This window comes from Micromonospora trifolii, from assembly GCF_022229005.1.
In the GTDB taxonomy this organism is placed as follows: Bacteria; Actinomycetota; Actinomycetes; order Mycobacteriales; family Micromonosporaceae; genus Micromonospora; species Micromonospora trifolii.
In genome coordinates, this window is sequence record NZ_JAKKFD010000001.1 from 159854 (window position 1) to 186071 (window position 26218).

Here is a 26218-nt window from a genome sequence, read left to right on the forward strand (position 1 = left end):
TCAGGCCTTGGCCAGGCGTTCCAGGGCGCCTCGGGCCACCTCGGGGCGGGTCGTGTACCAGAACGGGGGCAGTGAGCGGCGCAGGAACGGCCCGTAGCCTCGGGCCGTCTCCAGCCGGGAGTCCAGCACCGCGACCACGCCCCGGTCGCCGGTCGCCCGGATCAGCCGGCCCACGCCCTGCGCCAGCCGGACCGCCGCGATCGGCACGCTGACCGCCGAGAAGCCGGAGCCGCCGCCAGCGTCCACCGCCGCCGCACGGGCCGCCGCCAGCGGTTCGTCCGGGCGGGGGAAGGGCAGCCGGTCGATGACGACGAGCTGGCAGGCGTCACCCGGCACATCCACCCCCTGCCAGAGCGACATCACCCCGAACAGGCAACTGGCGCGCTCCTCGCGGAAGCGACGCACCAGCAGCGGCAGCGCCTCCTCGCCCTGGAGCAGCACCGGCAGGTCGGTCCGCGCGCGCAACAGCTCCGCCGCCTGCTGCGCGGCCCGCCGGGAGGAGAAGAGCCCGAGAGTACGACCACCGAGCGCCTCGACCAGCCCGAGCAGCTCCTCTCCGGCAGCCTCGGGCAGCCCGGAGACGCTGGGGCGGGGAAGGTGCGCGGCGACGTACAGGATGCCCTGTCGGGCGTAGTCGAACGGCGAGCCGACGTCGAGTGACCGCCAGCCGGGGCCCTCGGTGGCCGGTACGACGGCGTTGGCTGTGACGTCGCCAGCGAGGCGGCGACCCGGCGCCTCGGCGGCCGGCCGGCCGGGGCCGGTGCGGGCGGCCAGCGCTGCCGCGGCGGGGGTCGGCGGGGCGGGCGGTGGCGCGTCGAGCCCGAGGGCGCGGGCGACAGTGTCGAACCGGCCTCCCAGCGCCAGGGTCGCCGAGGTGGCCACGACGGTGCGTTCGTCGTACAGGTGGGTGGCGAGGGTGCCGGCCACCGACAGCGGCGCGACCACCAGTGCCCGACGGTTGCCGCTGTCGTTCTTCTCCACCCAGGCCACGTCGTGGTCGCCCTCCTCCAGCAGCCGCTGGGCGGTGGTGGAGAGCTCGTCCAGGGCAGCCTTGGCCTGCTGTTTGCGGACCGGGTCGGGGTCGTCGGACTTGACGTCGCCGATCGCGTCCAGGGCCGAACGGGTCGCCGCGTCGAGCAGCGTGCACGCCTCCCGCAGTGGCGTCGGCAGCCCCGAGGTGATCCGCCCGGCCGGCGCCTCGGCAAGCCCGACCGCCAGGGCGTCACCGGCGGCGGTGAGCGCCTCGGCGGTCTCCGGGCGCAGCAGCGTACGGGCCCGCCGGGTGGTCCGGTCGATCAGCTCCGGCACCAGCTCCGCCTGTGCGGCGGAGGAGACCCGGTCGGCAAGCTCGTGCGCCTCGTCGACGATGAGCAGCTTGTGCGGCGGCACGATGTGCCGGTCGGCGAGCATGTCGACAGCGAGCAGGCTGTGGTTGGTCACCACGATGTCGGCCTCCCGGGCGCGGGCCCGCGACGCCTCGGCGAAGCACTCCTGCCCGAACGGGCAACGGGTCGCGCCGACGCACTCGCGGGCCGGCATCGACACCAGCCGCCAGGCCTGGTCGTCGACGCCTGGGTCCAGTTCGTCCCGGTCGCCGGTGGCGGTCTTCTCGGCCCAGTCGCGCAGCCGCTCGACCTGCTTGCCCAGCCGGCCCGCCTCACCGAGCCACTTCGTCCCGCCACCCGGGCGTGCCGCGGGGGCGTCGAAGAGGGTGTCCTCCGGCTCCTCCTCGGTGGAGTTGTCCAGTCGGGCGAGGCAGAGGTAGTGGTGGCGGCCCTTGAGCACGGCGAAGGTGGGCCGCCGGCCGAGCACCGGCTCGACCGCGTCCGCGAGCCGGGGCAGGTCGTGGTCGACCAGCTGGGACTGCAACGCCAGGGTGGCGGTGGAGACCACCACCGGGCCGTCCACAGTGAGCGCCGGCGCGAGGTAGGCGAGCGACTTGCCGGTGCCGGTGCCCGCCTGCACGAGCAGGTGCTCGCCGCCGGCCACGCACTCCTCGATCGCCGTGGTCATCTGTAGTTGGCCGGGGCGCTCCGCGCCGCCGGGCACCGCGCCGACCGCCGCTGCCAGCAGTTCGGTGCCACTGGGCCGGGCGCCCCGCCGCCGGCTCTTGGCCCGAGCCGACGGGGTGGCGGAACCGGTGGCGGTGCGGGGCGGAGTCACCGTGCGACGGTACCCGGCGCCGCCGACACCGACAGCGCCCATCCGCCGCGTGGCGCGAATGCCGACCGGGGTGGCGTTGCGGCCGACCCCGTCCGGTTACGGCCGCGCTACGACGCGTTGGGCTGTATCGGTTAGGGTGCGAATCATGCCGAGCGACATGGTCCGCGTGATCTACCGCAAGTACGACGGCAGCGCCCACCGTGACTACCCGGCCCGCCGGCTCACCGAGGACGATCTCGGCGTCTGGCTCGGCGTGCCCGAGGGCACCGAGTCGGTCTACCACGGCCGGCCCTCGGTGGAGAAGATCCCGTTCGTGCTGCTGGTGCCACATCGCGCCTGGTGGACGGCCATGTTCAACCCCCCGCCCCGCACCAGCGAGGTCTACTGCGACATCGCGACCCCGGCCCGCTGGGAGTCCGACGACACCGTCCACCTGATCGACCTCGATCTGGACGTCGTCCGGCGGCGGGCCACCGGCCTGGTGGAGCTGCTCGACGAGGACGAGTTCGCCGAGCACCGGGCCCGGTTCGGCTACCCGGACGACGTGGTGGCCGAGGCCGAGGCCGCCGCACAGCGGCTGTTCGGGGCCCTGGGCGACGGCACCGAGCCGTTCGCCACCGCGTACCGAAAGTGGTTGGCACTGGTGGTCTGAGGCCGCACGCCCGGGCCGGGCTCGCTCACCAGCGTGGCGGCCAGCCGTCGTCGGCGTCCAGCGGCGGCAGGTCGGTCAGCTTCTCCGGGTTGAGCTGGTTGTAGATCGCGGTGATCCGGCCCTGGTCGACAGTGAACGCGGTGACCAGGCGGATCGGTCGGCCGTCGCTGTGCGAGGTCTCCAGTTGCAGGCCGAGAATGCCGTCGACGAGCACGGGCCGAGCCAGCACCCGGTCGGTGTACCGGCCGGTCCGGCCGAACAGACCGAGCGTGAGGCGGGCCACGGCGTCCGCGCCGAGCACCGGCCGACGGGCTGCCGGGAAGTGCCCGCCCGAGTCGCCGACGAAGACCACGTCCGGTGCGAGCACCTGGAGGAGCTGGTCCAGCTCGCCGGACTCGGTGGCGGCGACGAACGCCTTGAGCACCCGACGTTGCTCGGCCGGGTCGGCGGTGTGCCGGGGTACGTCCGGCGAGGTGACCGCCCGTCGGGCCCGGGAGGCGAGCTGCCGGGCCGCCACCTCGGTGGTGCCGAGCACCCCCGCGACCCGGGCGAACGGCAGCGCGAACACGTCGTGCAGCACGAGGGCGACCCGTTGCTCCGGCGCGAGCCGCTCCAGCACCACCAGCAGCGCCGTGCCGACCTCGTCGGTGCGAACCGCCCGCTCCGCCGGGTCGGGCGCGTAGCCGTCGGCCGGCGGCCGGCCGCCCAACAGGCTCACCACCGGCTCCGGCAGCCACTGCCCCGGGTACGCCTCCCGGCGGACCCGGGCCGAGCGGAGCACGTCCAGGCAGATGCGGGCGCAGGTGGTGGTCAGCCACGCCGACAGGTCCCGGATCTCGGCGCGGGCCGCCGGGCTGGCCAGCGCCCCGGCGTAGCGCAGCCAGGTCTCCTGCACCGCGTCCTCCGCCTCGCTGCGGCTGCCCAGCATCCGGTGGGCCACCGCGACCAGTCGGCCCCGCTCGGCCTCGAACTCCGTCGCCAGCTCCCGCACGACCCACCACCCCTTCCGGTCGGCGTCCCGGCCTACATCCTCCCGCCGAGCGGGCGCGCCGGCAGCCCCGATACGGCCCGGCGGACCGGTGCCTGCCGTCGGCGCGGGTGCGGCGGTGCCGATCAGCGGGCCCTGTCCAGAGGTGGCTCTCGGCGGGCGGAACGGCTGCGGGTGGGCGATGATCCGTGCATGAGCGCACCCCAGCAAGGGCAGATCGTGGCACCGGACGGCGGTTCAGTGCGGGAACTGCTGCGGGTCACCGCGCCGGTGGATCTCGGCGCGATCGACCCGCGGTCCATGCCCGGCATGCCCGGGCCCGCGGGCCGCGGCGAGCACCGCAAGACCTGGGCGCGGGAGCAGGTGGAGCTGGTCGGCGAGGAGTTGGGCCGGCAGCAGGAGATGCTCTTCGCGATGGCCAAGACCGGGTCGGAGCGGCCGGCGCACCGGGTGCTGCTGGTGCTCCAGGCCATGGACTGCGGCGGCAAGGACGGCACGATCAAGCGGGTGGCCGGCGCGATGAACCCGCTGGGCCTGCACATCCGCTCGTTCGGGCCGCCGACCCGCCAGGAGCTGCGGCACGACTTCCTCTGGCGGATCCGCCGGGAGCTGCCGCCGCCGGGGTACGTGGGGATGTTCAACCGCTCGCACTACGAGGACGTGTTGATCGCCCGGGTCGGCTCACTGGTGCCGGAGACGACCTGGCGAGCCCGTTATGACGAGATCAACTCGTTCGAGCGGGAGCTGACCGAGGGCGGCGTCACCGTGATCAAGGTGATGCTGCACATCTCGTACGCCGAGCAGGGCAAACGCCTCATGGACCGGCTCACCGACCCGCGCAAGCACTGGAAGTACAACCCCTCCGACATCGATTCGCGGGGGCACTGGGACGACTATCAGGCCGCGTACGCCGAAGCCCTGAGTCGGTGCGGCACGGACGCCGCGCCCTGGTTCGTGGTGCCGGCGGACCGCAAGTGGTACCGGGACTGGGCGGTGGCCCACCTGCTGCGTGAGACGTTCGACACGCTCGATCTCGGGTATCCGGCTGCCGATTTCGACGTTGCAGCGGAGCGGAGGCGTCTCCTCGCTGGGGGAGCGGGTGCGGGTGGGACGGCCGAGATGAACGGCAGGTGAACGACCGGTGAATGACGCCTGGCCAGGGGTGGGCCGGCGAATTCCCGGTTCGGCCGTTTCCTAGCATTCACCGAGCGGGCACCCGTTGGGCGCCGCCACCCTTCCACCGACGCGACGAGGTCTGTGCTGTGAAGTTTTCCTTCCGCCCCACCGAGGGCGCCTTCTACGAGCTCTTCACCAGGGCCGCGCAGAACCTGGTCCGGGGCACCGCGCTGCTCAACGAGCTGGCCCTGCCCGGCGTGGACGTGCAGTCCGTCAGCGAGCGGCTGACCGAGGTCGAGCACGACAGCGACCAGATCACCCACGACCTGTACAAGAAGATCAACTCGACCTTCATCACCCCGTTCGACCGGGAGGACATCTACCGGCTCGGCTCGCTGCTGGACGACGTGATGGACCACCTGGAAGCCGTCGGCGACCTGCTCTACCTGTACGGGCTGACCGAGCTTCCGGCGCTGCCCCGCGAGCTGCACGAGATGGTCAACGTGCTCGACCAGCAGGCCAAGCTGACCGCCGACGCGATGCCCCGGCTGAAGTCGATGAAGGACCTCGAGGACTACTGGATCGAGTGCAACCGGCTGGAGAACGAGGGCGACCGGATCAACCGGCAGCTGCTCGTCCGCCTCTTCTCCGGTGAGTACGACGCGTTGACGGTGCTGAAGATGAAGGAGGTCGCCGACGAGCTGGAGGCCGCCTGCGACGCCTTCGAGCACGTGGCCAACACCGTCGAGACCATCGCGGTCAAGGAGTCCTGAACCTGTGACTGTGACACCCGAACTCATCGCCGTGCTGGCGGTGATCGGGGTAGCCCTGGCGTTCGACTACACCAACGGCTTCCACGACGCCGCCAACGCGATCGCGACAAGCGTCTCCACCCGGGCGCTGACCCCTCGAATCGCCCTCGGCCTCGCCGCGGTCGGCAACTTCATCGGCGCCCACTTCGGCGCCGGTGTGGCCAAGACCGTCGGTGACGGCCTGGTAACCCTCCCCACCGGGGTGAGCAGCCTCGGCGTGGTCTTCGCCGGGGTGCTCGGGGCGATCGCCTGGAACCTGATCACCTGGTACTTCGGTCTGCCCTCGTCGTCCTCGCACGCGCTCTTCGGCGGCCTGGTCGGCGCGACCCTGCTGTCCAGCGGCGGCATCGTGCAGTGGGTCAACATCGGCGAGAAGGTGCTGCTGCCGATGGTGCTGTCGCCGATCGTCGGCCTCACCCTCGGTTACCTGCTGATGCTGGCGATCCTGTGGCTGTTCCGGAAGGGGCAGCCGGGCAAACTCAACCGGGGCTTCCGCTGGGCGCAGACCGCCTCGGCGGCCGCCATGTCGGTCGGCCACGGCATGCAGGACGCCGCCAAGACCATGGGCATCGTGGTGCTGGCGCTCTATACCGGTGGTTTCCAGGAGAGCAAGACGCACATTCCGGGCTGGGTGTTCTGGACCTCGGCGACGATGCTGGCCCTCGGCACGTACGCCGGTGGTTGGCGGATCATCAGGACCCTCGGTCGCAAGATCATCGACCTGGGGCCGCCGGAGGGCTTCGCCGCCGAGACCGTCGCCAGCGCTGTGCTCTACTTCAACGCCCTGGTGTTGAAGGCCCCGATCTCCACCACCCACACGATCACCTCGGCGATCATGGGTGTCGGCGCGACCAAGCGACTCTCCGCGGTCCGCTGGAACGTGGCCGGCAACATCGTGCTCGCCTGGATCATCACGTTCCCGGCCGCCGCACTGATCGCGTGCGTCACGTACCTGCTGGTCCGGCCGCTCTTCGGCTGAGTTTCCGGAAGGGCCCCCAGCCACGGTCCCGCCGTGGCCGGGGGCCCTTCCGCCGTTCAGACGTACCGCACGCCGATCTGCTCGCGAACCGTGTCCAGCAGGGTCATCACCTCAAGAGTCGTGGCATGCGGCACCGCCGGGCTCTCGGTCAGGCCGGCGGCCAGGCAGCGCTGCACCTCGATCGCCTCGTACTGGTAACCGTTGCCGGCCCCGTCGGCGACGATCGTCTCCGGCTCGGCGCCGGCCCGGTGCACTGTCACCGAACCCGGCCGAAAGAACGGCTCCGGCAGGTCGATCCGGCCAGTGGTGCCGGTGATCGAGGCGGTCTGGCCGCTCAACCCGACCATGCCGCAGCTCAGCGTCGCCAGCGCTCCGGTGTCGTAGCCGAACAGCATGCCGGTGTTCTCGTCCGTCCCCTCCGGGCCGAGCTGCGCCCAGGACCGGATGTGCTGCGGCACCCCGAGCAGCAGGTGGGCCAGGCTGATCGGGTAGATCCCCAGGTCGAGCAGGGCGCCCCCGCCCAGCGCCGCGTTGCGCATCCGATGCTCCGGCGGGAACGGCCCGGCCACCCCGAAGTCGGCCCGGACGCCGGTCACAGTGCCGATCGCACCGTCCGCGATCAGCTCGACCACCCGCAGGATCGTCGGATTCAGCCGCATCCACATGGCCTCCATCAGGAAGACCCCGGCGGCGCGGGCTGTGTCGATCAACTCGGTGCTGGTGGCCAGGTCGAGGGTGAACGGCTTCTCCAACAGCACCGCCCGCCCGGCGGTGAGGCAGGTCATCGCCGCCTCGTAGTGCGCGGAATGCGGGGTCGCCACGTAGATCGCGTCCACCTCCGGGTCGGCGGCCAACTCCACCCAGGAGCCGTACGCGCGCTTCGCGCCGTACGTGTCGGCGAAGCGCCGCGCACTCTCCGCGGCGCGGGAACCGACAGCTACCAACTCGGCGTCCGGCACCAGCCGGAGGTCTTCGGCGAAACGGCTGGCGATGTGGCCGGTGGCCAGGATGCCCCAACGAGTCATGCCGGAACGCTAGCCGAGCCAGGTGAACCGCCCGCCGCCCGGCCGCCGGCCATCTCATCCGTCGGAGCCTCGGAGCGCTCTCGGCCGTCCCGCCGCCCCTGTCGTCCTGCCGCTTCCCGTCCCGCGCGGTGCCGACCCCTCTTACCCACGTCCTTTGCTCTGCTTCAGCGGACGCAACAGTGACGGGGCAATTTTGTTGCCTGGGTTGAAGCAGAGCAAAGGATGCGTGTGGGGGTCGAGCCGGCCGGCCAGCACCGGCCGAGCGGGGAACTAGGCTCGCGGGCATGACGATCGACAGTGACGGCTTCGCCGCCCCGGCCGCCCTGGTCGAGCACGCCCGCCGGTTCCAGGCCGAGGGCGGCACCCCGGCGACGCCGCGGGTCGCGGCCACAGTGCTGCTGCTGCGTCCCATCGACACCGACTTCGAGGTGTACGTCATCCGCCGGGTCGCCGCGATGACCTTCGGCGGGATGTACGCCTTCCCCGGAGGCGGGGTGGACCGCTCCGACTCGGAGGCGCACCTGGACTGGGCCGGCCCGGCGCCGGGCGAGTGGGCGGACCGGCTCGGAGTGGCATCGGAGGCCGCCCAGGCGGTGGTCTGCGCCGCCGCGCGGGAGGTCTTCGAGGAGGCCGGCGTACTGCTCGCCGGCCCGAACCGGGAGACGGTGGTGGGCGACGTCAGCGGCGACGACTGGGAGGCGGCCCGGCAGGACCTGGAGGGACGCCGGCTGGGCTTCGCCGCGCTGCTCGCCGACCGTCAGCTCACCCTGCGGTCGGACCTGCTGCTGCCGTGGAGCCGGTGGATCACCCCCGAGTTCGAGCCGCGCCGCTTCGACACGTACTTCTTCATCGCCCTGTTGCCGGCGGGCCAGCGGACCCGCGACGTCTCCGGCGAGGCCGACCACACCCTGTGGATCCGGCCGGCGGACGCGCTGGCCCGCGCGCAGGCCGGCGAGCTGACAATGCTGCCACCGACAGTTGTCACGCTGGCCCAGGTGGCGGCGGCCGGCGACCTGGCGGGGGTGGCGCGGGCGGCGGCCGACCGGGACGCCGCCACCCCGGTCACCCCGCGCCTGGACCTGCCCCCGGACGGCGAACCCCGCTTCGTCCTGGGCTGACCGCTGCCCGCGCGCTCTGTGCCCGCGCCTTGGGCGCTCGCCTCTGGCGCGCCGCAGGCCCGCTCCTACCGAAGATCGCGCTCGAACATGCAAGTAGTGGCCTCCGCTGCGCGGTGAGACCACTACACCCTTGATCGAGCACGATCTTGGCCGCGCCGCGCCGCGCCGCCGGTGGGTCGCGCCGCCGGTGGGTCGCGCCGCCTCCGGGTCGGGAACCGCGTCGTGGTACGCAGAAGGGCGTCGGCCAGGTCGACCGACGCCCTTCGCGGACCAGGAGTCAGCGGCTCAGCCGAAGCGGCCGGTGATGTAGTCCTCGGTCTTCTTCACGCTCGGGTTGCTGAAGATCTTCTGGGTGTTGTCGTACTCGATCAGCCGGCCCGGGTCGCCGGTCTTCTCGATCGAGAAGAAGGCGGTCCGGTCCGAGACCCGCGCGGCCTGCTGCATGTTGTGCGTCACGATGATGATCGTGAACTTGTCCTTGAGCTGGAACATCAGGTCCTCGATCGCCAGCGTGGAGATCGGGTCCAGGGCGGAGCACGGCTCGTCCATCAGGACGACCTGCGGCTCGACCGCGATGGTCCGGGCGATGCAGAGCCGCTGCTGCTGACCGCCGGAGAGGCCCGCGCCGGGCTTGCCCAGCCGGTCCTTGACCTCGCCCCACAGGTTCGCGGCGCGCAGGGCCTTCTCGGCCGCGTCCTCCAGGATCGACTTCTTGCGGACCCCGTTGAGCTTCAGTCCGGCCACCACGTTCTCGAAGATGCTCATGGTGGGGAACGGGTTCGGCCGCTGGAAGACCATGCCGATGGTGCGCCGGACCGCTGTGACGTCCACGTCCCGGTCGTAGATGTCCTGGTCGTCGATGGTCAGGCTGCCCTCGACCCGGGCCCCGGGCAGCACCTCGTGCATCCGGTTGATCGACCGCAGGAACGTCGACTTGCCGCAGCCGGACGGCCCGATGAGGGCGGTGACCGTCTTCGGCTCGACGGTCAGGTTGATGTTCTCGATTGCCTTGAAGCCGCCGTAGTACGCGGTGACGTTCGAGGCGGAGACGCGCTTGGCCATGGTGGTACCTCCGGGGTTCATCGGCTGAGCCTGTTGCGACGGGCCAGCAGCTTCGCCGCGATCGTCAGGATGAGCACGAGGGCGACCAGGGTGAGTGCCGCGGTCCACGCCCGTGCCGGGGCGTACTTCGACGCGTCACCGGCCTGCTGGTAGACGAAGAGGGACAGCGACGACTGGCTGTTCTCGAAGGGGTTGGTGTTGATCGCGGCGCCGCCGCCGGCGACCAGCAGCACCGGCGCGGTCTCGCCGGCCGCGCGGGCGATGGCGAGCATGACGCCGGTGACGATGCCGGGCAGCGCCGTCGGCAGCACCACCCGCAGGATGGTCTTCCACTTGGGTACGCCGAGCGCGTACGCGCCCTCGCGCAGTGGCGCCGGGACGAGGCGGAGCATCTCCTCGGTGGACCGGACGATGGTGGGCAGCATGAGCACGCTCAGCGCGAGCGCGGCGGCGAAGCCGGAGAAGCTGGGCCGACCGTCGTTGAACCACGGCGACACGATCAGCACCCAGAACGCCAGCACGAAGAGGCCGGAGACGATCGACGGAATGCCGGTCATCACGTCCACGAAGAACCGGATCGTGAAGGCGAACTTGCCCCGCCCGTACTCGACGATGTAGATCGCGCAGAGAACGCCGAGCGGGACGGTGATCAGGGTGGCGATGCCGACCTGCTCCAGCGTGCCGACGATCGCGTGGTACGCGCCGCCGTTGGCGTCCCGGGCCCCGATGTTGTTCATCGAGGTCTGGAAGAAGTTGACGTCCAGTCGGTCGGCGCCCTTGCTGACCAGCGTCCAGACCACCGACACGAGCGGCAGCACCGCCAGCACGAAGGTGGAGTGGATCAGTGCGCTCCAGGTGCGGTTGCGCGCCGATCGGCGCCCCTCGACCACGTTGGCGGCGGCGAAGAGCCCGACCAGGTAGAGGATCGCGCCGAGGACGACCACGAGGACCGGGCCGCCGATGCCGGTGCCGTAGACGACCACGGCGGAGAGCGCCAGGGCCGCCACGGCGATGGCCGGGGCGGCGTACCAGGGCAGCCGCTTGGCCCGCAGCGAGTCGGGCTGGGCCGGCGGCCGGGTGCGGTGGGAGGTGACGGTTGTGGTCATGCGGCCGACTCCGTGAACTCCCGGCGGCGGTAGATGATCGCCCGCGCCGTGATGTTGACGATCAGCGTGATGGCGAACAGCACCAGACCGGAGGCGATGAGCGCGCCCCGGCCGGTCTCGTTCGCCTCGCCGAACGCGTTGGCGATGTTGGCGGCGATGGTGTTGCCGCCGTTCTGGATCAGGTTGAACGAGATGCCGAAGGTGATGCCGAGGGTCAGCGCCAGGGCGATGGTCTCGCCGAGCGCCCGGCCGAGGCCGAGCATCATCGCGGCGATGATGCCGGGGCGGCCGTAGGGGAGCACCGCGGTGCGGAGCATCTCCCAGCGGGTGGCGCCCAGGGCGAGGGCGGCCTCCTCGTTCGCCGTCGGTGTCTGGAGGAACACCTCGCGGGAGAGCGAGGTGATGATCGGCAACACCATGATCGCGAGCACCAGGGCGCCGAGCATGACGGACGCCCCGAAGGGCCCGTCGCCGCCGAAGAGCGGGATCCAGCCGAAGTGGTGGTTCAGCCAGACCGAGAAGTCCCGGACCGGGCTGCTGAAGACGTCCCGTCCCCAGAGGCCGAAGACCACGCTCGGTACGGCGGCCAGCAGGTCGACAAGGAAGCCGAGCGCGGTGCCCAGCCGGCGCGGCGCGTAGTGCGAGAGGTAGAGCGCGATGCCGAGCGCCACCGGCACCGCGATGAGCAGTGCGAGCGCCGAGCTGAGCACGGTGCCGAAGGCGAGCGCACCGATGCCGAACTTCGGCTCTGTCTCGTTGGGAGACCAGCCCTCGTAGGACCAGAAGTTCTCGGTGTTGGCGCGTAGGGCCGGCACCGCCTTGGCGACCAGGAAGATCGCGATGGCGGCGATGATGACCAGAACGGCGGTGCCGGCGGCCAGTGTGAGACCGCGGAAGGCTCGCTCGGCGCCGAACTTACGGCTGCGTGGCAGCGCGCCGCCGCCGCCCAGCCCGGTGCCGCCCGGGGAACGGGTGCTGACTGGTGCCTCGGCCACACGCGCCGAGGCACCGGCGGGCCACTCGTGACTCTGGGTCACGCGCGTCCCGCCGGTGCCGGCGTCGGCCGAGCGGTGAGGGGTTTCACCCATCTGCTCGCTCGATTCGGTTGCGGAGGTGTGGAATCGGGTCAGGAGAGGTTCTTGACCGCGGTCTCGACCTTGGTGCGGACCGTCTCCGGCAGCGGGGCGTAGCCCAGCTCGGTGAGAGAGGCCTGGCCCTCGGCGCTGGCGGCGTGGCCCAGCAGGCCCTTGACGAGCTTCAGCTTGTCGGCCGCGAGGCCCTTGCTGCAGACGATCTCGTACGTCGCCAGGACGATCGGGTACGCCCCGGCCTCCTTGGTGTTGTAGTCGATCTTCAGCTTGAGGTCGTCGCCCTGACCCTCGACGGCAGCGCCGGCGATGGTCTTGCCGGCCGCCTCGGCGGTCAGCGCGGCGAACTCGCCGTTGCCGTTGCCGATCTTCGACATCTTCAGACCGGCGTTCTCGGCGAACGACCACTCCATGTAGCCGATGGAGCCGTCCGCGCCCTTGACCTTGCTGGCCACGCCGTCCGAGCCCTTGGCGCCGGTGCCGCCCGGGGCCTTCCACGCCTTGGCGTTGCCCAGGGTCCAGTCGCTCTCAGCGGTCTTCGAGAGGTACTTGGTGAAGTTGTCGGTGGTGCCCGACTCGTCCGAACGGTGGACCGTCTGGATCGTGGTCGCCGGGAGCTTGGCGTCCGGGTTGTCGGCCTTGATCGTGGCGTCGTCCCACTTGGTGACCTTGCCAGCGAAGATCTTCGCCAGGGTGGCCGGCTTGAGCTGGAGGTTGTCCACGCCGCTGACGTTGTAGGCGACGGCCACCGGGCCGATCACCATCGGCAGGTGGATGGCCTTGCCGCCGACGCACTTGGCGTCGGCCTGCGGCTGCTCCTCCGGCTTGAGCGCGGAGTCGGAACCGGCGAAGTCGGCGGTCCCGGCGATGAACGCCTGGATGCCGGCGCCCGAGCCGGAAGCCTCGTAGTTGATCGTGGTGCCCTGGCACTTCTGCTGGTACGCCTTGATCCACTCGGCCATGGCGTTCTTCTGTGCCGACGAACCCTGGGCGTTCAGCGTGCCGGTAGCGCAGTCGACCGCGGCGGCCGAGCCCGAAGCACTCGCGCCGGAGGCGGGCTCGTTGTTGTCCGAGCCGCATGCACTGAGGCCGAGCGTCGCGGCAAGAGCGAGGCAGGCAATAGTGCCGTACCGCTGGAGCTTCACCTGAGGGGTTTCCCTTCGCGTCTGACTTGGCGCCCCGATCCCGGGGCCCGAGGACCGGTACTGACCGGCTGACACGAAAGTTAGAAGTGCCAGGTAGCCGGTTCGTCGGTCGCAAGTGAACGCAAGGTGAACACGTACGGCCCCTGAGGTGACCGCTTGCCGAGGGTGAGTTGTCCGTTAAGTGAACCCGGGCACACCTGTCGGAAGTATGGGTATATTTCCGGTTCGGCGTTATCCCGCCGACGCCCGGCCGTTACCCACCGGTGACTCGATCGGGCCGACGGCCGACGGTCAGCCCAGGTGGTAGTTGATGTGCGCGGACCAGCGGGCGAAGCCCAGCCGCTCGTAGAGCGCGACGGCCCCGGTGTTCGAGTCGTCCACGAAGAGCATCACCCGGTCGAGGCCGCGCTTGTCCCGCAGATAGGTCAGCCCAGCGGTGGTCAGTGCCCGGCCGAGCCCGCCGCCGTGCGCTGTCGGCTCCACCCCCAGGACGTACACCTCGCCGATCCGGGCCGACCCCGGCCGCTCGTGCACCTTGGTCCAGTGGAAACCGAGCAGCCGGCCGGTCGCGGTCTCCTCGGCGAGCAGGAAGCCCGCCCTGTCGAACCACGGCTCGGCGAGGCGGACCCGCAGGTCGTCCGACGTCCACCGGCCCTGCTCGGGGTGCTCGGCGAAGGCCCGTGCGTTGAGGGTCAACCAGGCCGCGTCGTCCGCTCCGGGCTGGAACGCGCGTAGCTCCACCCCGTCGGGCACGCGCGGCTCACCCAGCGGGGCGGCCAACGGCCGGCGCAACTGCCAGAGCACCCGGGCGCGGGTGAAGCCGAGGTCGACGGCGAGCGCGGCGGCCGAGGGGTGGTCGCCGTGCGCCCAGGCCCGCAGTGGCCCGGTGGCCGAGGCGAGTACGCCCCGGGCGAGCGCCCGCCCGGTGCCCCGCCGCCGGTACGCGGGGTGCACCACCAGTTCGACCCCGATCCCGCCGACCGGGTCGGTGGTGTCCAGGTGCGCGTACCCGGTGAGGGTGCCGTCGTCGGCGCGGGCGATCAGATGCACGGCCGGGGCGTCGGCGTCGCGCAGCCGCAACAGGACGTGTTCGTCGAGCGGGTCAGCTCCGTCCGTGTCACCTGCGACGCTGGCGAGGGCGAGTACGTCGGCGATCTCCGCCGGCGCCAGTCGGTCGCTCCGGGTCACCTGGTCGCTGGTCGGCTCCGCGCTGCTCATCCCGCCACCGTATCCGTTGGCCGTCGTGACGCCCGGAGCGTCGCCGTAAAGCCGTGGCTCACGTCGGGTCGGTGGGTAGTGCCTCCAGCTCGAACCGGGCGGTCAGGTCGGGCAGGATCCGGCGCAGCGCCTCCACCGTGCCCTGTCGGTCCCCACCGGCGTCGTGCAGCAGCACCACCGAGCCCGGTGCGGCCTGGCTCAGCACCGTAGCGGTGATCTTCGTGGCGCCGGGCAGCTCCCAGTCCGACGGATCCACCGACCAGTGCAGCGGGGTCATGCCGAGCTGCTGCGCCACCGACACCACCGGGTACGTCCAGGCCCCGCCCGGCTGGCGGTACCAGACGATCGGGGCGTTCGGCACCGCCGCCCGGATCGCCGCGTTGGTGCGCAGAAGGTCGGAGCGGATGGCGTCGGCCGATCGGGCGCCCAGGCCGACGTCGTGGTGCCAGGAGTGGTTGCACAGGGTGTGCCCGGCGTCCACGATCGACCGGACCAGGTCGGGGTGGTTCTGCGCGTTCTCGCCGACCACGCAGAACGTGGCGCGCACGTCGTATTCGCGCAGGAGGGCGAGGACCTGCGGCGTGTAGCGCGGGTCCGGCCCGTCGTCGAAGGTCAGCGCGAGCCGCGGGGTGCCGGTGGTGGCGTGCGCGCCGAACAGGTTGTCGTCTCCGGCGTCCCGCCCGGACCCGTCCTGGCCGGCCTCGGCGGGGCCGGTCTCGGCCGCGTTGGCACTGGCGGTAGTGCGCGGCGTTCCGCCCGGCTCGCCAACACTGGGTTGGTCGGCGTAGTGCGGCCCGTCGGCGCTCGTGGTGACTCCGGTGGATTGCCGAGGCGTCTGGTCGGGGACGAGGCTGCGGCCCAGCACGTACGCGGAGCCGAGCAGCCCCGCCACCACCAGCGTCACGATCCCCACGGCCCGTGCTGTGGAGCTGCCCCGCGTCACGACTTCCACCTGGCCTGCCGGTCACGCCGGCCCGTCGCCCCCGTGTTCAGTGCGCGCACCGTCGCCCCTTTCTCCGACAAACCCGGCAGTCAGAATAGAGCCGCCAAGCTGGGCAAAAAGGGCATATGGGAAATCGTCCGGCAAGGTCCGCGGATCAGACCGGCAGGGGCGCGTGCTCCGTCTCGGGAAGCGACCGCGACGGCGGAACGACGAACTTGTAGCCGACCTGGCGGACGGTGCCGATCATCGACTCGTACTCCGAGCCGAGCTTGGCGCGCAGCCGCCGGACGTGCACGTCGACAGTGCGGGTGCCGCCGAAGTAGTCGTAACCCCAGACCTCGCGCAGGAGCTGGTCCCGGGTGAACACCCGGCCCGGGTGCTGGGCCAGGAACTTCAGCAGCTCGAACTCCTTGTAGGTGAGGTCGAGCGGACGGCCCTTGAGCTTGGCCGCGTAGGTGTCCGGGTCGATGGTCAGCTCGCCGGCCCGGATCGAGCCACCCGCGCCAGCTGTCGCGTTGCTGAGCCGGCCCACCGACAGCCGCAGCCGTGCCTCGACCTCAGCGGGGCCGGCCGAGGCCAGGATGACGTCGTCGACGCCCCAGTCGGCGTTGAGTGCGATCAGGCCGGCCTCGGTCACCACAGCGACCAGCGGCACGCCGAGCCCGGTGGCGTGCAACATCCGGCAGGTCGCCCGGGCCTCGCTCAACTCCGATCGGGCGTCCACCATCACCGCGTCCGGGCTGGGGCCCGCGACCAGTGTGCGAACATCACGCGGCGCGGTGCGGACCGAGTGCGGCAGCAGGTCGAGTGCCGGCAGCACAGCCGACGGTTCCCCTGCGCGCGCGGTCACCAGCAGCAGGATCTCCACGATCACCTCCGTCCCGGCGGCGCGAGGCCGCACGCGACCAGTCGCACTCATCGAGGAGTGCGCTGAGAAATTGCGTGGTCCCGGCGTCGCTGACGGGCGGGTAACGCGTTGAGCCTAACCGATCGCCTCGGCCGCGCCGTCAGGCCATTTCCTGTTTGTCTACCTTGCCCCTGATCGTGGCCCGGATTTTAACGTCGCTGAAACCCGTGACCACCGCGTCGGGCCGTCGGTCTGGCACGATCGGGTCGTGTTTCCCTCCACCTCGCCCGAGGCCGGCCGCGAATCGTGGCCCGCTGGGCCCCAACCGGGCCCGGCCGCCGCAGCGACGCGCGGCCAACCGCCCGCGCCGCGTACCGGTCCGGCCACCACCGATGGCGACCGCCGTGAACGGGGTGGGCCACGCCGTGCCCGTCGCTCCGGCGAGCCGGCCCGCCGATCCGAAGACGAGATCGACGAGCCGGAAGAGGAGGTCATTCCCCCGGTCGCTGTGCACCGTCAACTGGCGCTGACCATCGCCGGCTTCGCCGCGCTGCTCGGTGTCGGCCTGGTGCTCGGCGCGCAGACGTCTGGCCCCGGTCACCGGCTGCCGTTCGCCTTCATCATCTTCGGCGTCCAACTGCTGTTCGTGCTCGCCTGGACGATGGCCATGCGTCCGCCCGCGCTGTTGGTGGTCGCCGGGATCAGCGCCACGGTCGCGGCGCTTGTCGACATCGCTGCGGTGCAGACCGACGTCGCCGGCCTGGCGCCGCTGGGCTACCTGGCCGCCGGTGGGTTCCTCGCCGCGGTGCTCGGCCAGCTGGTTCGCCGGGTCGACCGGGTCCGGGTCACCGACTCCCTCGGCTCCACGCTGCTCATCGTGGTCGGGGTGGTGGCCTTCGGCACCCTGATCGTGCTCAGCCGGATCCCGGCCGGCACCCAGGCGATCACCGTCTGCCTGACCGCGAGCGGTGTCGCGCTCACCGTCGCCCGGCTCACCGACGCCGTACTGCCCTGGCCGCGGCTCGCCCCGCAGGTGCCCCGGGGCGCCGCCGGCGTGGTGGCCGGCGCGATGGTCGGCACGCTGACCAGCGCCCTCCTCGGCAGCTACCTGGTGGCTCCCTTCACGCCGACCCGGGCCGCCGTGATCGGCCTGGTCGCGGCGGTCACCGCCGTCCTCTCCGACCTCGCGGTGGGGTACGCGGAGGCGGGCCGGTTGATGGCCGGCGAGCCGCCCACGATGTGGGTGGCCCGGCACATGCAGGGTCCGCTCGGCGGCTTCGCCCTGGCGGCGCCCGCCGCGTACGCCATGTGCATGCTCTTCCTCTGAGTCACGGTTGAGCGCTGAGCCGGTCGGGTACCTACGGGTGCGCCGCCCTGCGGCGTCGGTACGAACGACCCGTCGCGGCGCGACGGGCGGAGACAGGAGGCGGCGTGGCGCAGGACTATCCGGTGGACGAGGCGCGACCCCGACGGCGTGGCCGCAAGCTGCTCATCGGGCTGTTCGTGCTGCTCCTGCTGCTGGCGGGGTTGCTGGTGGTCGCCGACCGGGTCGCGGTCGGGGTCGCCGAGCGGATGATCGGCGACCGCGTACGCCAGGAGATCGCCAAGCAGGGCGCGCGGTCCACCACGCCCGAGGTGGAGGTGGGCGGAACTCCGTTCCTCACCCAGGTCCTGGATGGCCGTTACCAGCGGATCACCATCAACCTGCGCGACGTGCAGGCCTCGGTCGAGGGCGACGCCGTCCGGCTGCCGGTGCTCGATGTGACTGCCCGCAACGTTCGAGCCTCGCTGGACACTCTGCGCACCGGCCAGGGTGACGTCGTGGCGGACACCGTCAACGGCGCCGGCACGATCAGCTACGAGAGCCTGGCCGCGCTGTTGAACCGCCCGGGGCTCAAGCTGGGCGAGCAGAACGGCAAGCTCACCGTCACGGCCCCGGCCGACATCCTCGGTCAGAAGCTCACCATCAGCGGCACCGCCGACGTCACAGTCGCCGACAACGGCGCTGTCGCGCTGCGGTTCAACGACCTGGACGCCGCGGGCCTGCCGAACCTGCCGCTGGCCCGTGCCTTCCTGAGCAACTACGCCAAGAGCATCTCCATCGACGTGCCCCTGCCGGAGTTGCCGTTCCAGCTCGCGGTCCGGGAGGTCCGTCCACTGCCGGAAGGGCTGGCGGTCACCGCCGACGCCAAGAACGTGCCGATCAGCTCCGCTGGCTGACGCCGTAGGCGCTGTGGGACGCCGAAATCCTCGGCGATCCCGGCGATTCCCGGATGGTGGTCGGCCTAGTGGCAGCACGGTCACTGGCTGGTAGGCTCCCTGGCCATGGGGACCCACCTCACCAAACGGCGCGCGGTCGACCTGTGCCGCGTGGCCACCTGCCTGTGTCGCCCCGTCATCTGACGGCGGGGCTGTCTCCGGCCGCCTGACGGCGGCCACCGGCACAGGGTTCTCGCACCCTCCGGTTATCCCACCGAACGCCCGGCAGCGGCGCCGTCGCACGAACCCGTGATCCCGTCCTTCCGCTGGGTCCCGCGCGTGGTGCGACAGCTACACCAATCGATTCGCGCGCGTTGGCTCACCATCCATCCTCACCAGGGAGTGATTCGATGAGTCGCGACACCGCACTCGTTTCGGCCGAGTGGGCCGAGAAGAACCTCGACGCCCCGGGCGTCGTCTTCGTCGAGGTCGACGAGGACACCTCGGCCTACGAGACCGGCCACATCGCCGGTGCCATCAAGATTGACTGGAGGACCGACCTCCAGGACCAGGTCCGCCGGGACTTCGTCAACAAGACGCAGTTCGAGGCGCTGCTCTCCGAGCGGGGCATCAGCAACGACGACACCGTCATCCTGTACGGCGGCAACAACAACTGGTTCGCCGCGTACGCCTACTGGTACTTCAAGCTCTACGGCCACCGTGACGTGAAGCTGCTCGACGGCGGCCGCAAGAAGTGGGAGCTGGACGCCCGTCCGCTCGTCACCGACGCGGTGTCCCGCCCGGCGACGCAGTACGTCGCGCAGGAGCCGGACACCTCCATCCGGGCCTTCCGCGACGAGGTCGTCGCGGCGATCGGCACCAAGAACCTGGTCGACGTGCGCAGCCCCGACGAATTCGCCGGTCGCCTGCTCGCCCCCGCCCACCTGCCGCAGGAGCAGGCGCAGCGGGCCGGCCACATCCCCACCGCGATCAGCGTGCCGTGGTCCAAGGCGGCCAACGAGGACGGCACCTTCCGGTCCGACGACGACCTGCGCAAGATCTACGGCGACGCGGGGCTCGACGACGGCAAGGAGACCATCGCGTACTGCCGGATCGGTGAGCGCTCGTCGCACACCTGGTTCGTGCTCCAGGAGCTGCTGGGTCACCGCAACGTCAAGAACTACGACGGCTCCTGGACCGAGTACGGCTCGCTGGTCGGTGTGCCGGTTGCACTCGGCGACGAACCCGGGGAGGCCTGATCATGACTCTTCCCACCGCCGCGGGTTGCGCCGCCCCGGACCAGGCCGCGCCGCTGCCGGCCAGCCTGGACCTGGAGAAGGAAACCGTCATCACCGGAATCGTCCGCTCCGCCGAGGCCGAGCCGGTACCGGGCGCGTACGTCCGGCTGCTCGACTCGACAGGTGAGTTCACCGCCGAGGTGGTCACCTCGGCAGCCGGGCAGTTCCGGTTCTTCGCCGCTCCGGGTTCCTGGACGCTGCGGGCGTTGTCCCGGCACGGCAACGGTGACACAGCTGTCACTGCCGGCCGGGGCGTCAACGAGGTTGCCGTCACCGTCGCCTGACCCACTGCTCTGATCGACCGGGGCCGGTCGCCCTCCCGGGGGTGGCTGGCCCCGGTCGTTTCTTCGCGGCGCGTCGGCACGCCGGGGCGGGTGCCGAAATCCATCGGCATGCGTCACTATCTACTGGTGGAATTCAGGGATGAAAGTGGCGGGTCCGACGAAGCGGTCCCCATCGTCCTCTGCGTCGGCACCGACATGTCGATGCGGGAGCGGGTGCTGAGCCAACTCGACGGGAGCGCCCCGGTGCTCAGCTGTTCCGACCTGACCGAGCTACGCGAGCTGCTGTCGACGCCGACGGGCCCGGCGCCGGTCGATCCCGCGGTCCTCCCGCTCGCCGAGGCGCGGGGCCTGGTGGAGTGGGATGAGCTGGTCGTCGACCGGGCCGGACAACTGGTGACCTGGCGCGGCGAGGTGCTCCCGCTGACCCCCACCGAACGGGAGCTGCTCGCGCTGCTCCTCGGCCCACCGCTGGTGGTGTGGAGCTACGAACGGCTCTGCGCCTCCGCGTTGGATGGCGCGGACACCGCGGCGCTGCAATCCGCCATCAAGCGGCTTCGTCGCAGGCTGCGAGGTTTGCCGGGCGGGCCGCAGGTGCACACCGTACGAGGGCTCGGCTACCGGCTCGACCCGCCGGCCCGGCTGAACGACCACTGACCGCCGAGGCGACCGCCTCCGCTGCCGGCCCGGCGGCGGGCGCGTGACACCATGGCCGGGTGAGTGGTGCTGTCCAGACGGGTTGGGCCTCTTCGGCCGGCCCTGCCGCGCCGACACCGGCCCGGTCGCGGCGGCGTTGGCTGCTGGCCGTGACAGTGGCCTGGGCCGTGCTGCTGGCCGGGCTCACCTGGATATCGGTGCGGAACGACCCGCCGACAGTGCGCGAACAGCGTTCCCTCGACCAGGCCGGCCCGGTGGTCGACCGGGCTGTCGGCGAGTTGGCTCGCGCGGCCGGTGCGGGCGGTCTGCTGGAACTGGGCCCGGCGCGGGTCGCGTCCGGCTGCCGGGTCACCCCGTTCGAGGACGGGGCGAGGCTACGACGCGAGGTCGGCGTGCTCGCGGCCACCGGTGACGAGCGGGCAGTGCTGGCCGGCATCGCCGACCGGCTGCCGGCGAGCTGGCGGGCCGGGGTCGGGCCCGGGGTGGACGGCCCCGAGCTGCGCGCCGACGCCGGAGACTTCGTGGCCGTCGAGGGTCGGCCGACGGTCGACGGTCGGGTGCGACTGGTCGTCGACACCGGTTGCCGGCCGGTCGGCGCCGGCTACACGCCGTCCCCGGCCACCGCTGCCGGCCCGGAGACCGCCGCGCTGACCGCCGCGCTGAGGGCCCTCGACCGGCCGGGCGACACCGCGTCGGAGCTGGTCACCGCGCCCTGCCCGGGAGGCGGGCTCGCCCGTACCGCGTGGTCCGCGAACGGTCCCGGCCCGGCCGCCTCGACGGCCGCACTCGCCCCGCTGGCCGGCAACGCCCCACTGCTGGACCAACCCCCGGTGTACGCGTACCGCAGCGGTGCCGTCACGGTGCTGGCCGAGATCAGCCCGGACGCCACCCGACTGGCCGCCACCGTCGGCTGCCCGAGCTGAGCCGGGCAGTCCGCTCGGGTCAGCCGTCGCCCGGCTGGTCCTCCGGGCCACGGCTGCGGCCCAACGCGTCGACCATGCCCCACCGGCCGGGGATGTCCAGCAGCTCGACCCGGCCCATCCCCGGTGGCACGGCCGGGTCGATGATCAGGTGCTCGCCCTGCGGCTCCAACCCGAGCATCACCCGCAGCAGCAGCAGCGGGGTGCCGGTCGACCAGGCCTGCGGGCTGCACGCGGTCGGGTACTCCACCGGGTAGTCGGTGAGGTCGCGGGCGTAGCCGGCGAACGCCTCCGGCAGCCGACCCTCGAAGTACCGGGACGCCGCCAACATCGTGTCGCAGATCAACCCGGCCTCCTCCCGGAAGCCGTACCGCCACAACCCCCAGGCGATGATCGAGTTGTCGAACGGCCAGACCGTGCCCACGTGGTAGCCGATCGGGTTGTACCGTCCCTCGTCCGTGGCGAGCGTCCGCACCCCCCAGCCGGAGAACAAGCGGGGCCCGAGCAGATGCTCGACCACCTTGCCGGCGCGCGACTCGTCCACGATGCCGCTCCACAGCAGGTGCCCGATGTTCGAGGTCAGCGCGTCCACCTGCCGGCCGTCGGCGTCCAACGCGAGCGCGTAGTGCTCGCGGTCGGGGATCCAGAAGTCGCTGTCGAACCGCCGTTTGAGGTCGGCGGCCTGCCGCTCCAACTCGTCGGCGTACTCCGGGTCGTTCCAGAACTTCCGGGCCAGCCGGGCCGCCCGGATCTTCGCGTCGTACGCGTAGCCCTGCAGCTCGCAGGTGGCCCGGGGGAAGCCGGGCAGCTGACCGTCGGCGTACGAGATGGCGTCCCAGGAGTCCTTCCAGCACTGGTTCTGCAGACCGCTCTCCGGGTTGCGGGTCTGGTACCAGAGGTAGCCGGTGCCGAGCAGGTCACCGTAGGTGTCGATCCACTGCAACGCCGCGCGGACCTGCGGTTCCAGCTTGCGGACGAGCGCGGCGTCGCCTGTCCACCGCTCGTACTCGTCGATCAGGATGATGAACAGGGGCGTCGAGTCGGCCGACCCGTAGTACGGCGAGTGCGGCTGCTCCTCGAAGCCGGCGGTCTCGCCGTACCGCAGCTCGTGCAGGATCTTGCCGGGTTCCTCGTCCCGGAAGTCGTCCACCCGGTGCCCCTGCAGTCCGGCCAACATCAGGATGGTCGGCGGGACCAGCTCCGGCAGGAACGGCAGCACCTGCAACGAGGTGATGATGCTGTCCCGGCCGAACAGGGTCATGAACCAGGGCAGCCCCGCGGCGATCAGCCGTACGCCCAGGGCGATCGACTCGTAGCGCAGTGCGGCCAGGTCGTTGAGGCTGCGCCGGTACGCCCCGGCCAGCGGCTCGCAGTCGCAGCCGAGCTTCGGCGCCCGGTCGATCAGCTCCTGCTGCTCGGCCCGGATGGCGTCCGCGCTGCGGCTGCCGCCATACGGGAGGGTGGCCCGGATGTCTTCGCCCCGGGCACCGTAGACGACGCTGGACACGTGCAGCCGGGTGGTCCACCTGCCGTTGCGGGCTACCCGGATCCGGAAGGTCATTCCGGTCTCGTCGACCTGGCCCGGCGCTGTGGTGCTGACCACCGTCTCCCGGTGGAACGCTTCCCGCCGGTAGGTCAGTCGCAGCTCGTTCTCGGCGACCGTGACTGTGGTGCGGCCCCGCTTCTGTCGAGAGTCCTTGATTTCGAACAGGTCGGCGAAGTCGGCCCCGATCTCGATCCGGAGGGTGCACTCGACCTCCGCGCCGAGGTGGTTCAGCACTGTCAGCTCCTCCTCGAAGCTGCCCACTATCGCCCGGCTGCGGATCACCGACGCCTTGGCGTCCAGGTAGTGCGTGGGTTCGCCGGGGGCGAGGAAGAACTTGGTGCGGTACGACTCGGCGTCGTCGACGGAGAGGGCGTGCAGCCGTTCGCCGTCCAGGGTGAGCACCCAGGTGGACAGGAAGCGGGTGTCGAAGGAGAACAGCCCGGTGGGGAAGTCGTAGGACGGTTCGATGTCCCCCCGCCGGTCGCTGACCAGGAAGGTGTTGCCGTCCAGGATGCTGACGAGGTCCTTCACCGAAGTCGCCCGGCTGCTCGGCGGGCCGTTTCGCGGGGGTCGCGGGTGCCGGGCGGGTTCGGGAAGAATCGGCGAAAGGCCAGGAAGAGCACCACGTTCCCGCTGAACGTGCTCTCGTTGCGCAGCACCGCCGCGACCCCCTGGGCCTCACCGGCGATCAGTCGGTCGAAGAGGGCGGCGCTGCTGTACCAGATCGCGTCGGCCGGGCCACGCCCTCGGCTGACCTGCACCGACCCGGGTCGCATCCGGACCAGCCAGTGTTCGGTGCTGTGGTCGTCGCCGAGGTCGATCTGGAGGGTGCCGTCGGCCAGGCCGCCCAGGACGTCGGGTGCGCGCGACGGCAGCGCTTCGAAGAATCTCTCCGCCGCCTCGGTCACATCCGAATCGTAGGCAGCCGTCCGAGATGTCGGGTCGGTATCGGCACTCCGCTCGGATCGACCCACCGCCGCCGTGCGGTCAGTAGACGAGCGCCTGCGCGCCCTCGGCCAACGCCTCCTCGACGAAGACCGCGGCACCGGCGATCCGGACCCCGGGGAGTACGTCGTCCGGGCCGATCTCCCGGCGGGCCGCGCACTGCGTGCAGGCGGTCACCCGACCGCTGGTCAGGATGACGTGCAACAGCTCGGCCAGGGGCGCGGAGTGCGGCAGGTCGAACTGCTGGGCGCGACCGGGCAGCGCGAACCAGGTGGACTCACCGGTCAGCCAGAGTGAGACGTCCACCCCGGCCGCTACCGCCGTCGCGGCGACGGTGAATGCCTGCGCGCACCGCTCCGGGGCGTCCGCCCCTGCGGTGGCCTTGACGACGAGAGTGCGGGCCATGTGGCCCAGCATAGGATGGCCGGGATGGTTACCGAGATCGGGTTTGTCAGCCTGCTGGTCGCTGGCCTGGGCGGGCTCGCCGGTGGCCTGGTCTACCTTGCCGTACGCATTTCGAGAGGACGTTGGTGACGCTGGTGAGCGCGAGGAGTGAGCCGGGCCTGCGAGCCCCGCAGTCGCGAACGAAGGTGTCAGAGTGAGCGAGAACCCGCTGCAGCCGCCGTGGCTGAACGCGCCGCCGGTCGAGGAGTACCCGTTCGAGGAGAGCCACGACCTGCGGGTCGGGCCGAAGTTGCACCCCGCGCTGGATGCCCTGCTGCCGTACATCGGTCTGTGGCGCGGCCGGGGCAAGGGCGGTTTCCCCACCATCGAGGATTTCGACTACGCGCAGGAAATCCGGATCAGCCACGACGGCCGACCGTTCCTGCACTACGAGTCGCGTGCCTGGATCCTCGACGAGGAGAGCAAGCCGGTCCGTCCGGCCGGGCGCGAGGTGGGCTGGTGGCGGCCGGTGCTGGTGGATGGGCGGGCGACCGACGAGCTGGAGGCGCTGCTGACCACCCCGACCGGGGTGATGGAGCTGCACCTGGGCAAGCGCACCGGCACGCAGCTCGAGTTCGCCACCGACGCGGTGATCCGGACTCCGACCGCCAAGGACGTCACCGGCGGGCACCGGCTCTTCGGCATCGTCGAGGGTGCGTTGCTCTACGCCCAGGAGATGGCCGCCATGGGGCACGGGCTCAGCCCGCACCTCTCGGCCCGACTCGTCCGGGTCGGCGGCTGACCTCGCCGGTCGGCGGCTGGTCAGACGGGGAAACCCAGCACTGCCTGTAGGACGGGGGTACGCGGGCAGCGAGCCCGGCGTACCCCGTCGAGCGTGTGGACCTCGGCGGCTCCGCGCAGTGACGAGGTGAACCACACGCCGGCCGCCGCGTGCAGTTCGGCGGTGCTGACCATCCGCTCGGCGGCGTGCAGGCCCAGCTCGCTCGCGTGGGCGAGCAGCCAGGCCGCTGTGGTGCCGGCGAGGATGCCGGTGCTGGCGGCCGGCACCGCGCAGAGCGTGTCGTCGGTGAGCCACACCACATTGGCGGTGGGTCCCTCCAGCGCGTACCCGTCGGAGGAGATCCAGAGCACGTCGTCCACGCCGGCCCGGCGGGCCCAGCGGCGGGCGGCGCTGTTGACCGCGTACGACGTGGACTTGATGCCGGCCGGCAGCCAGGTCAGCCCGCTGCGGGCGGCGGCGGGGATGCCCAGCGGCAGGGTGGCCACGGTGATTCCGTCCCGCCGGGCAGCCCGGGAGGCCGCCGGCACCGGGGCCAGCGTGGCGTAGATCGTGGGCGGGCCGCCGGCCTCCGGGCCTCGGGTGCAGACCAACCGAAGTGCCCCCTCCACAGCCGCTGGCCAGCCTGTTCGCACCTCGTCCAGCAGGCCGATCAGCGCGGCGGTGGGGGGCAGTGACAGCTCGACGGCGGCCGCCGCCGTGGCCAGGCGGGCCAGGTGTTCGTCGCGCAGCCACGGCTGGCCGTCGCGCAGGTGCATGGTCTCGAACAGGCCGTCGCCGTGCAGCACCCCGAGGTCGTCACCGCGGAGCACCGGGTCGCCCTGCGACACCGGGCCACGCCCCAGGACGGCGATCCGCGCGGTCGGGTCGGCCGCGTTCTTCCCGACGGACGACCTCACCATGACCGTCGAGCGTAGCGGTGATCGA

27 protein-coding genes and 2 pseudogenes are annotated in these 26218 nt (G+C 71.6%); 14 read left to right on the top strand and 15 right to left on the bottom strand.

Translation table 11 applies throughout. From position 1 onward, the window contains the following. Nucleotides 1-696: pseudogene (locus NIE79_RS34150) on the bottom strand (ATP-dependent DNA helicase); the annotation flags it as partial. A gap of 111 nt (nucleotides 697-807) precedes the next feature. Continuing rightward, a pseudogene (locus tag NIE79_RS34155) lies at nucleotides 808-2205 on the bottom strand (ATP-dependent DNA helicase); the annotation flags it as partial. Nucleotides 2206-2308: 103 nt separating this feature from the next. Between NIE79_RS34155 and NIE79_RS00740 the strand changes: the two are divergent. Further along, nucleotides 2309-2815 (top strand): DUF402 domain-containing protein, encoded by a 507-nt coding sequence (locus NIE79_RS00740; RefSeq protein WP_238676645.1) that lies wholly within the window; start codon nucleotides 2309-2311, stop codon nucleotides 2813-2815. Nucleotides 2816-2840: 25 nt separating this feature from the next. On the opposite strand, the gene sigJ is transcribed toward NIE79_RS00740, so the two are convergent. After that, nucleotides 2841-3806, bottom strand: coding sequence for an RNA polymerase sigma factor SigJ (gene sigJ, locus NIE79_RS00745; protein WP_238676646.1), 966 nt, complete (start codon nucleotides 3804-3806; stop codon nucleotides 2841-2843). Nucleotides 3807-3995: 189 nt separating this feature from the next. Between sigJ and NIE79_RS00750 the strand changes: the two genes are divergently transcribed. From NIE79_RS00750 to NIE79_RS00760, 3 genes are all read left to right on the top strand, one after another. Continuing rightward, nucleotides 3996-4937 (top strand): PPK2 family polyphosphate kinase, encoded by a 942-nt coding sequence (locus NIE79_RS00750; protein ID WP_238676647.1) that lies wholly within the window; start codon nucleotides 3996-3998, stop codon nucleotides 4935-4937. A 128-nt stretch (nucleotides 4938-5065) separates the two neighbouring features. Continuing rightward, a complete protein-coding gene (locus NIE79_RS00755) occupies nucleotides 5066-5692 on the top strand; it encodes a DUF47 domain-containing protein (RefSeq protein WP_053655020.1) in 627 nt (208 codons plus the stop codon). A gap of 10 nt (nucleotides 5693-5702) precedes the next feature. Continuing rightward, the gene (locus NIE79_RS00760) at nucleotides 5703-6710 is read left to right on the top strand and encodes an inorganic phosphate transporter (protein ID WP_238676713.1); all 1008 of its coding nucleotides are present in this window, start codon (nucleotides 5703-5705) and stop codon (nucleotides 6708-6710) included. A gap of 56 nt (nucleotides 6711-6766) precedes the next feature. Here NIE79_RS00760 and NIE79_RS00765 read toward each other — a convergent pair whose 3' ends face one another. After that, nucleotides 6767-7735: a Gfo/Idh/MocA family protein gene (locus NIE79_RS00765; protein ID WP_238676648.1), complete on the bottom strand. Its 969-nt coding sequence runs from the start codon at nucleotides 7733-7735 to the stop codon at nucleotides 6767-6769. Between the two features lie 284 nt (nucleotides 7736-8019). Between NIE79_RS00765 and NIE79_RS00770 the strand changes: the two genes are divergently transcribed. Continuing rightward, on the top strand, nucleotides 8020-8853 hold the full coding sequence (locus NIE79_RS00770; RefSeq protein ID WP_238676649.1) for an NUDIX hydrolase: 834 nt from the start codon (nucleotides 8020-8022) through the stop codon (nucleotides 8851-8853). Between the two features lie 285 nt (nucleotides 8854-9138). Here the strand turns inward: NIE79_RS00770 and pstB are convergent, their stop codons facing one another. The 7 genes from pstB to NIE79_RS00805 form a co-directional block, all read right to left on the bottom strand. Beyond that, nucleotides 9139-9915: a phosphate ABC transporter ATP-binding protein PstB gene (gene pstB / locus NIE79_RS00775; protein WP_112584183.1), complete on the bottom strand. Its 777-nt coding sequence runs from the start codon at nucleotides 9913-9915 to the stop codon at nucleotides 9139-9141. 17 nt (nucleotides 9916-9932) lie between these two features. Continuing rightward, nucleotides 9933-11021 (bottom strand): phosphate ABC transporter permease PstA, encoded by a 1089-nt coding sequence (gene pstA, locus NIE79_RS00780; protein ID WP_238676650.1) that lies wholly within the window; start codon nucleotides 11019-11021, stop codon nucleotides 9933-9935. Further along, a complete protein-coding gene (gene pstC / locus NIE79_RS00785) occupies nucleotides 11018-12109 on the bottom strand; it encodes a phosphate ABC transporter permease subunit PstC (protein WP_238676651.1) in 1092 nt (363 codons plus the stop codon). Before pstC ends, pstA begins: the two co-directional genes overlap by 4 nt. A gap of 38 nt (nucleotides 12110-12147) precedes the next feature. Further along, nucleotides 12148-13254 carry a phosphate ABC transporter substrate-binding protein PstS gene (gene pstS, locus NIE79_RS00790; protein WP_238676652.1) on the bottom strand — a complete coding sequence of 369 codons (1107 nt, stop codon included), beginning with the start codon at nucleotides 13252-13254 and terminating at the stop codon, nucleotides 12148-12150. 291 nt (nucleotides 13255-13545) lie between these two features. Next, nucleotides 13546-14472: a mycothiol synthase gene (mshD, locus tag NIE79_RS00795; RefSeq protein ID WP_238676653.1), complete on the bottom strand. Its 927-nt coding sequence runs from the start codon at nucleotides 14470-14472 to the stop codon at nucleotides 13546-13548. Between the two features lie 58 nt (nucleotides 14473-14530). Continuing rightward, the gene (locus NIE79_RS00800) at nucleotides 14531-15415 is read right to left on the bottom strand and encodes a polysaccharide deacetylase family protein (protein ID WP_238676654.1); all 885 of its coding nucleotides are present in this window, start codon (nucleotides 15413-15415) and stop codon (nucleotides 14531-14533) included. Nucleotides 15416-15569: 154 nt separating this feature from the next. Further along, a complete protein-coding gene (locus NIE79_RS00805) occupies nucleotides 15570-16289 on the bottom strand; it encodes a winged helix-turn-helix transcriptional regulator (protein ID WP_238676714.1) in 720 nt (239 codons plus the stop codon). Nucleotides 16290-16530: 241 nt separating this feature from the next. Here NIE79_RS00805 and NIE79_RS00810 point away from each other — a divergent pair, with 241 nt between their 5' ends. The 7 genes from NIE79_RS00810 to NIE79_RS00835 all read left to right on the top strand — a co-directional run bounded on the left by NIE79_RS00810 (nucleotide 16531) and on the right by NIE79_RS00835 (nucleotide 21620). Then, nucleotides 16531-17589 (top strand): hypothetical protein, encoded by a 1059-nt coding sequence (locus NIE79_RS00810; protein WP_238676655.1) that lies wholly within the window; start codon nucleotides 16531-16533, stop codon nucleotides 17587-17589. A gap of 104 nt (nucleotides 17590-17693) precedes the next feature. Then, nucleotides 17694-18482, top strand: a complete 789-nt coding sequence (locus NIE79_RS00815) for an LmeA family phospholipid-binding protein (RefSeq protein ID WP_238676656.1) — start codon at nucleotides 17694-17696, stop codon at nucleotides 18480-18482. Between the two features lie 105 nt (nucleotides 18483-18587). Beyond that, complete coding sequence (locus NIE79_RS34160) at nucleotides 18588-18665, top strand: Ms5788A family Cys-rich leader peptide (RefSeq protein WP_310503780.1); 78 nt, start codon at nucleotides 18588-18590, stop codon at nucleotides 18663-18665. Nucleotides 18666-18871: 206 nt separating this feature from the next. After that, entirely contained in the window at nucleotides 18872-19720 is an 849-nt protein-coding gene (locus NIE79_RS00820) for a sulfurtransferase (RefSeq protein WP_238676657.1), read from the top strand. Nucleotides 19721-19722: 2 nt separating this feature from the next. After that, the gene (locus NIE79_RS00825) at nucleotides 19723-20043 is read left to right on the top strand and encodes a DUF1416 domain-containing protein (RefSeq protein ID WP_091402852.1); all 321 of its coding nucleotides are present in this window, start codon (nucleotides 19723-19725) and stop codon (nucleotides 20041-20043) included. Nucleotides 20044-20238: 195 nt separating this feature from the next. After that, the gene (locus NIE79_RS00830; RefSeq protein WP_238676715.1) at nucleotides 20239-20697 is read left to right on the top strand and encodes a winged helix-turn-helix domain-containing protein; all 459 of its coding nucleotides are present in this window, start codon (nucleotides 20239-20241) and stop codon (nucleotides 20695-20697) included. 59 nt (nucleotides 20698-20756) lie between these two features. Continuing rightward, nucleotides 20757-21620, top strand: a complete 864-nt coding sequence (locus tag NIE79_RS00835) for a hypothetical protein (protein WP_238676658.1) — start codon at nucleotides 20757-20759, stop codon at nucleotides 21618-21620. 19 nt (nucleotides 21621-21639) lie between these two features. On the opposite strand, the gene NIE79_RS00840 is transcribed toward NIE79_RS00835, so the two are convergent. The 3 genes from NIE79_RS00840 to NIE79_RS00850 form a co-directional block, all read right to left on the bottom strand. Next, the gene (locus tag NIE79_RS00840) at nucleotides 21640-23694 is read right to left on the bottom strand and encodes an amylo-alpha-1,6-glucosidase (RefSeq protein ID WP_238676659.1); all 2055 of its coding nucleotides are present in this window, start codon (nucleotides 23692-23694) and stop codon (nucleotides 21640-21642) included. Then, a complete protein-coding gene (locus tag NIE79_RS00845) occupies nucleotides 23691-24071 on the bottom strand; it encodes an SCP2 sterol-binding domain-containing protein (RefSeq protein WP_238676660.1) in 381 nt (126 codons plus the stop codon). Before NIE79_RS00845 ends, NIE79_RS00840 begins: the two co-directional genes overlap by 4 nt. Before the next feature lie 79 nt (nucleotides 24072-24150). Then, nucleotides 24151-24525, bottom strand: coding sequence for a DsrE family protein (locus NIE79_RS00850; RefSeq protein ID WP_112584197.1), 375 nt, complete (start codon nucleotides 24523-24525; stop codon nucleotides 24151-24153). A 12-nt stretch (nucleotides 24526-24537) separates the two neighbouring features. Between NIE79_RS00850 and mtfM the strand changes: the two genes are divergently transcribed. Together mtfM and NIE79_RS00855 are read left to right on the top strand one after the other, a co-directional pair. Then, a complete protein-coding gene (gene mtfM / locus NIE79_RS33515; protein WP_030327764.1) occupies nucleotides 24538-24642 on the top strand; it encodes a small membrane protein MtfM in 105 nt (34 codons plus the stop codon). A gap of 64 nt (nucleotides 24643-24706) precedes the next feature. After that, nucleotides 24707-25294, top strand: coding sequence for a heme-binding beta-barrel domain-containing protein (locus NIE79_RS00855; protein ID WP_238676661.1), 588 nt, complete (start codon nucleotides 24707-24709; stop codon nucleotides 25292-25294). A 20-nt stretch (nucleotides 25295-25314) separates the two neighbouring features. Here the strand turns inward: NIE79_RS00855 and NIE79_RS00860 are convergent, their stop codons facing one another. Further along, nucleotides 25315-26193, bottom strand: coding sequence for an aminotransferase class IV (locus tag NIE79_RS00860; RefSeq protein WP_238676662.1), 879 nt, complete (start codon nucleotides 26191-26193; stop codon nucleotides 25315-25317). Nucleotides 26194-26218 lie beyond the last annotated feature (25 nt).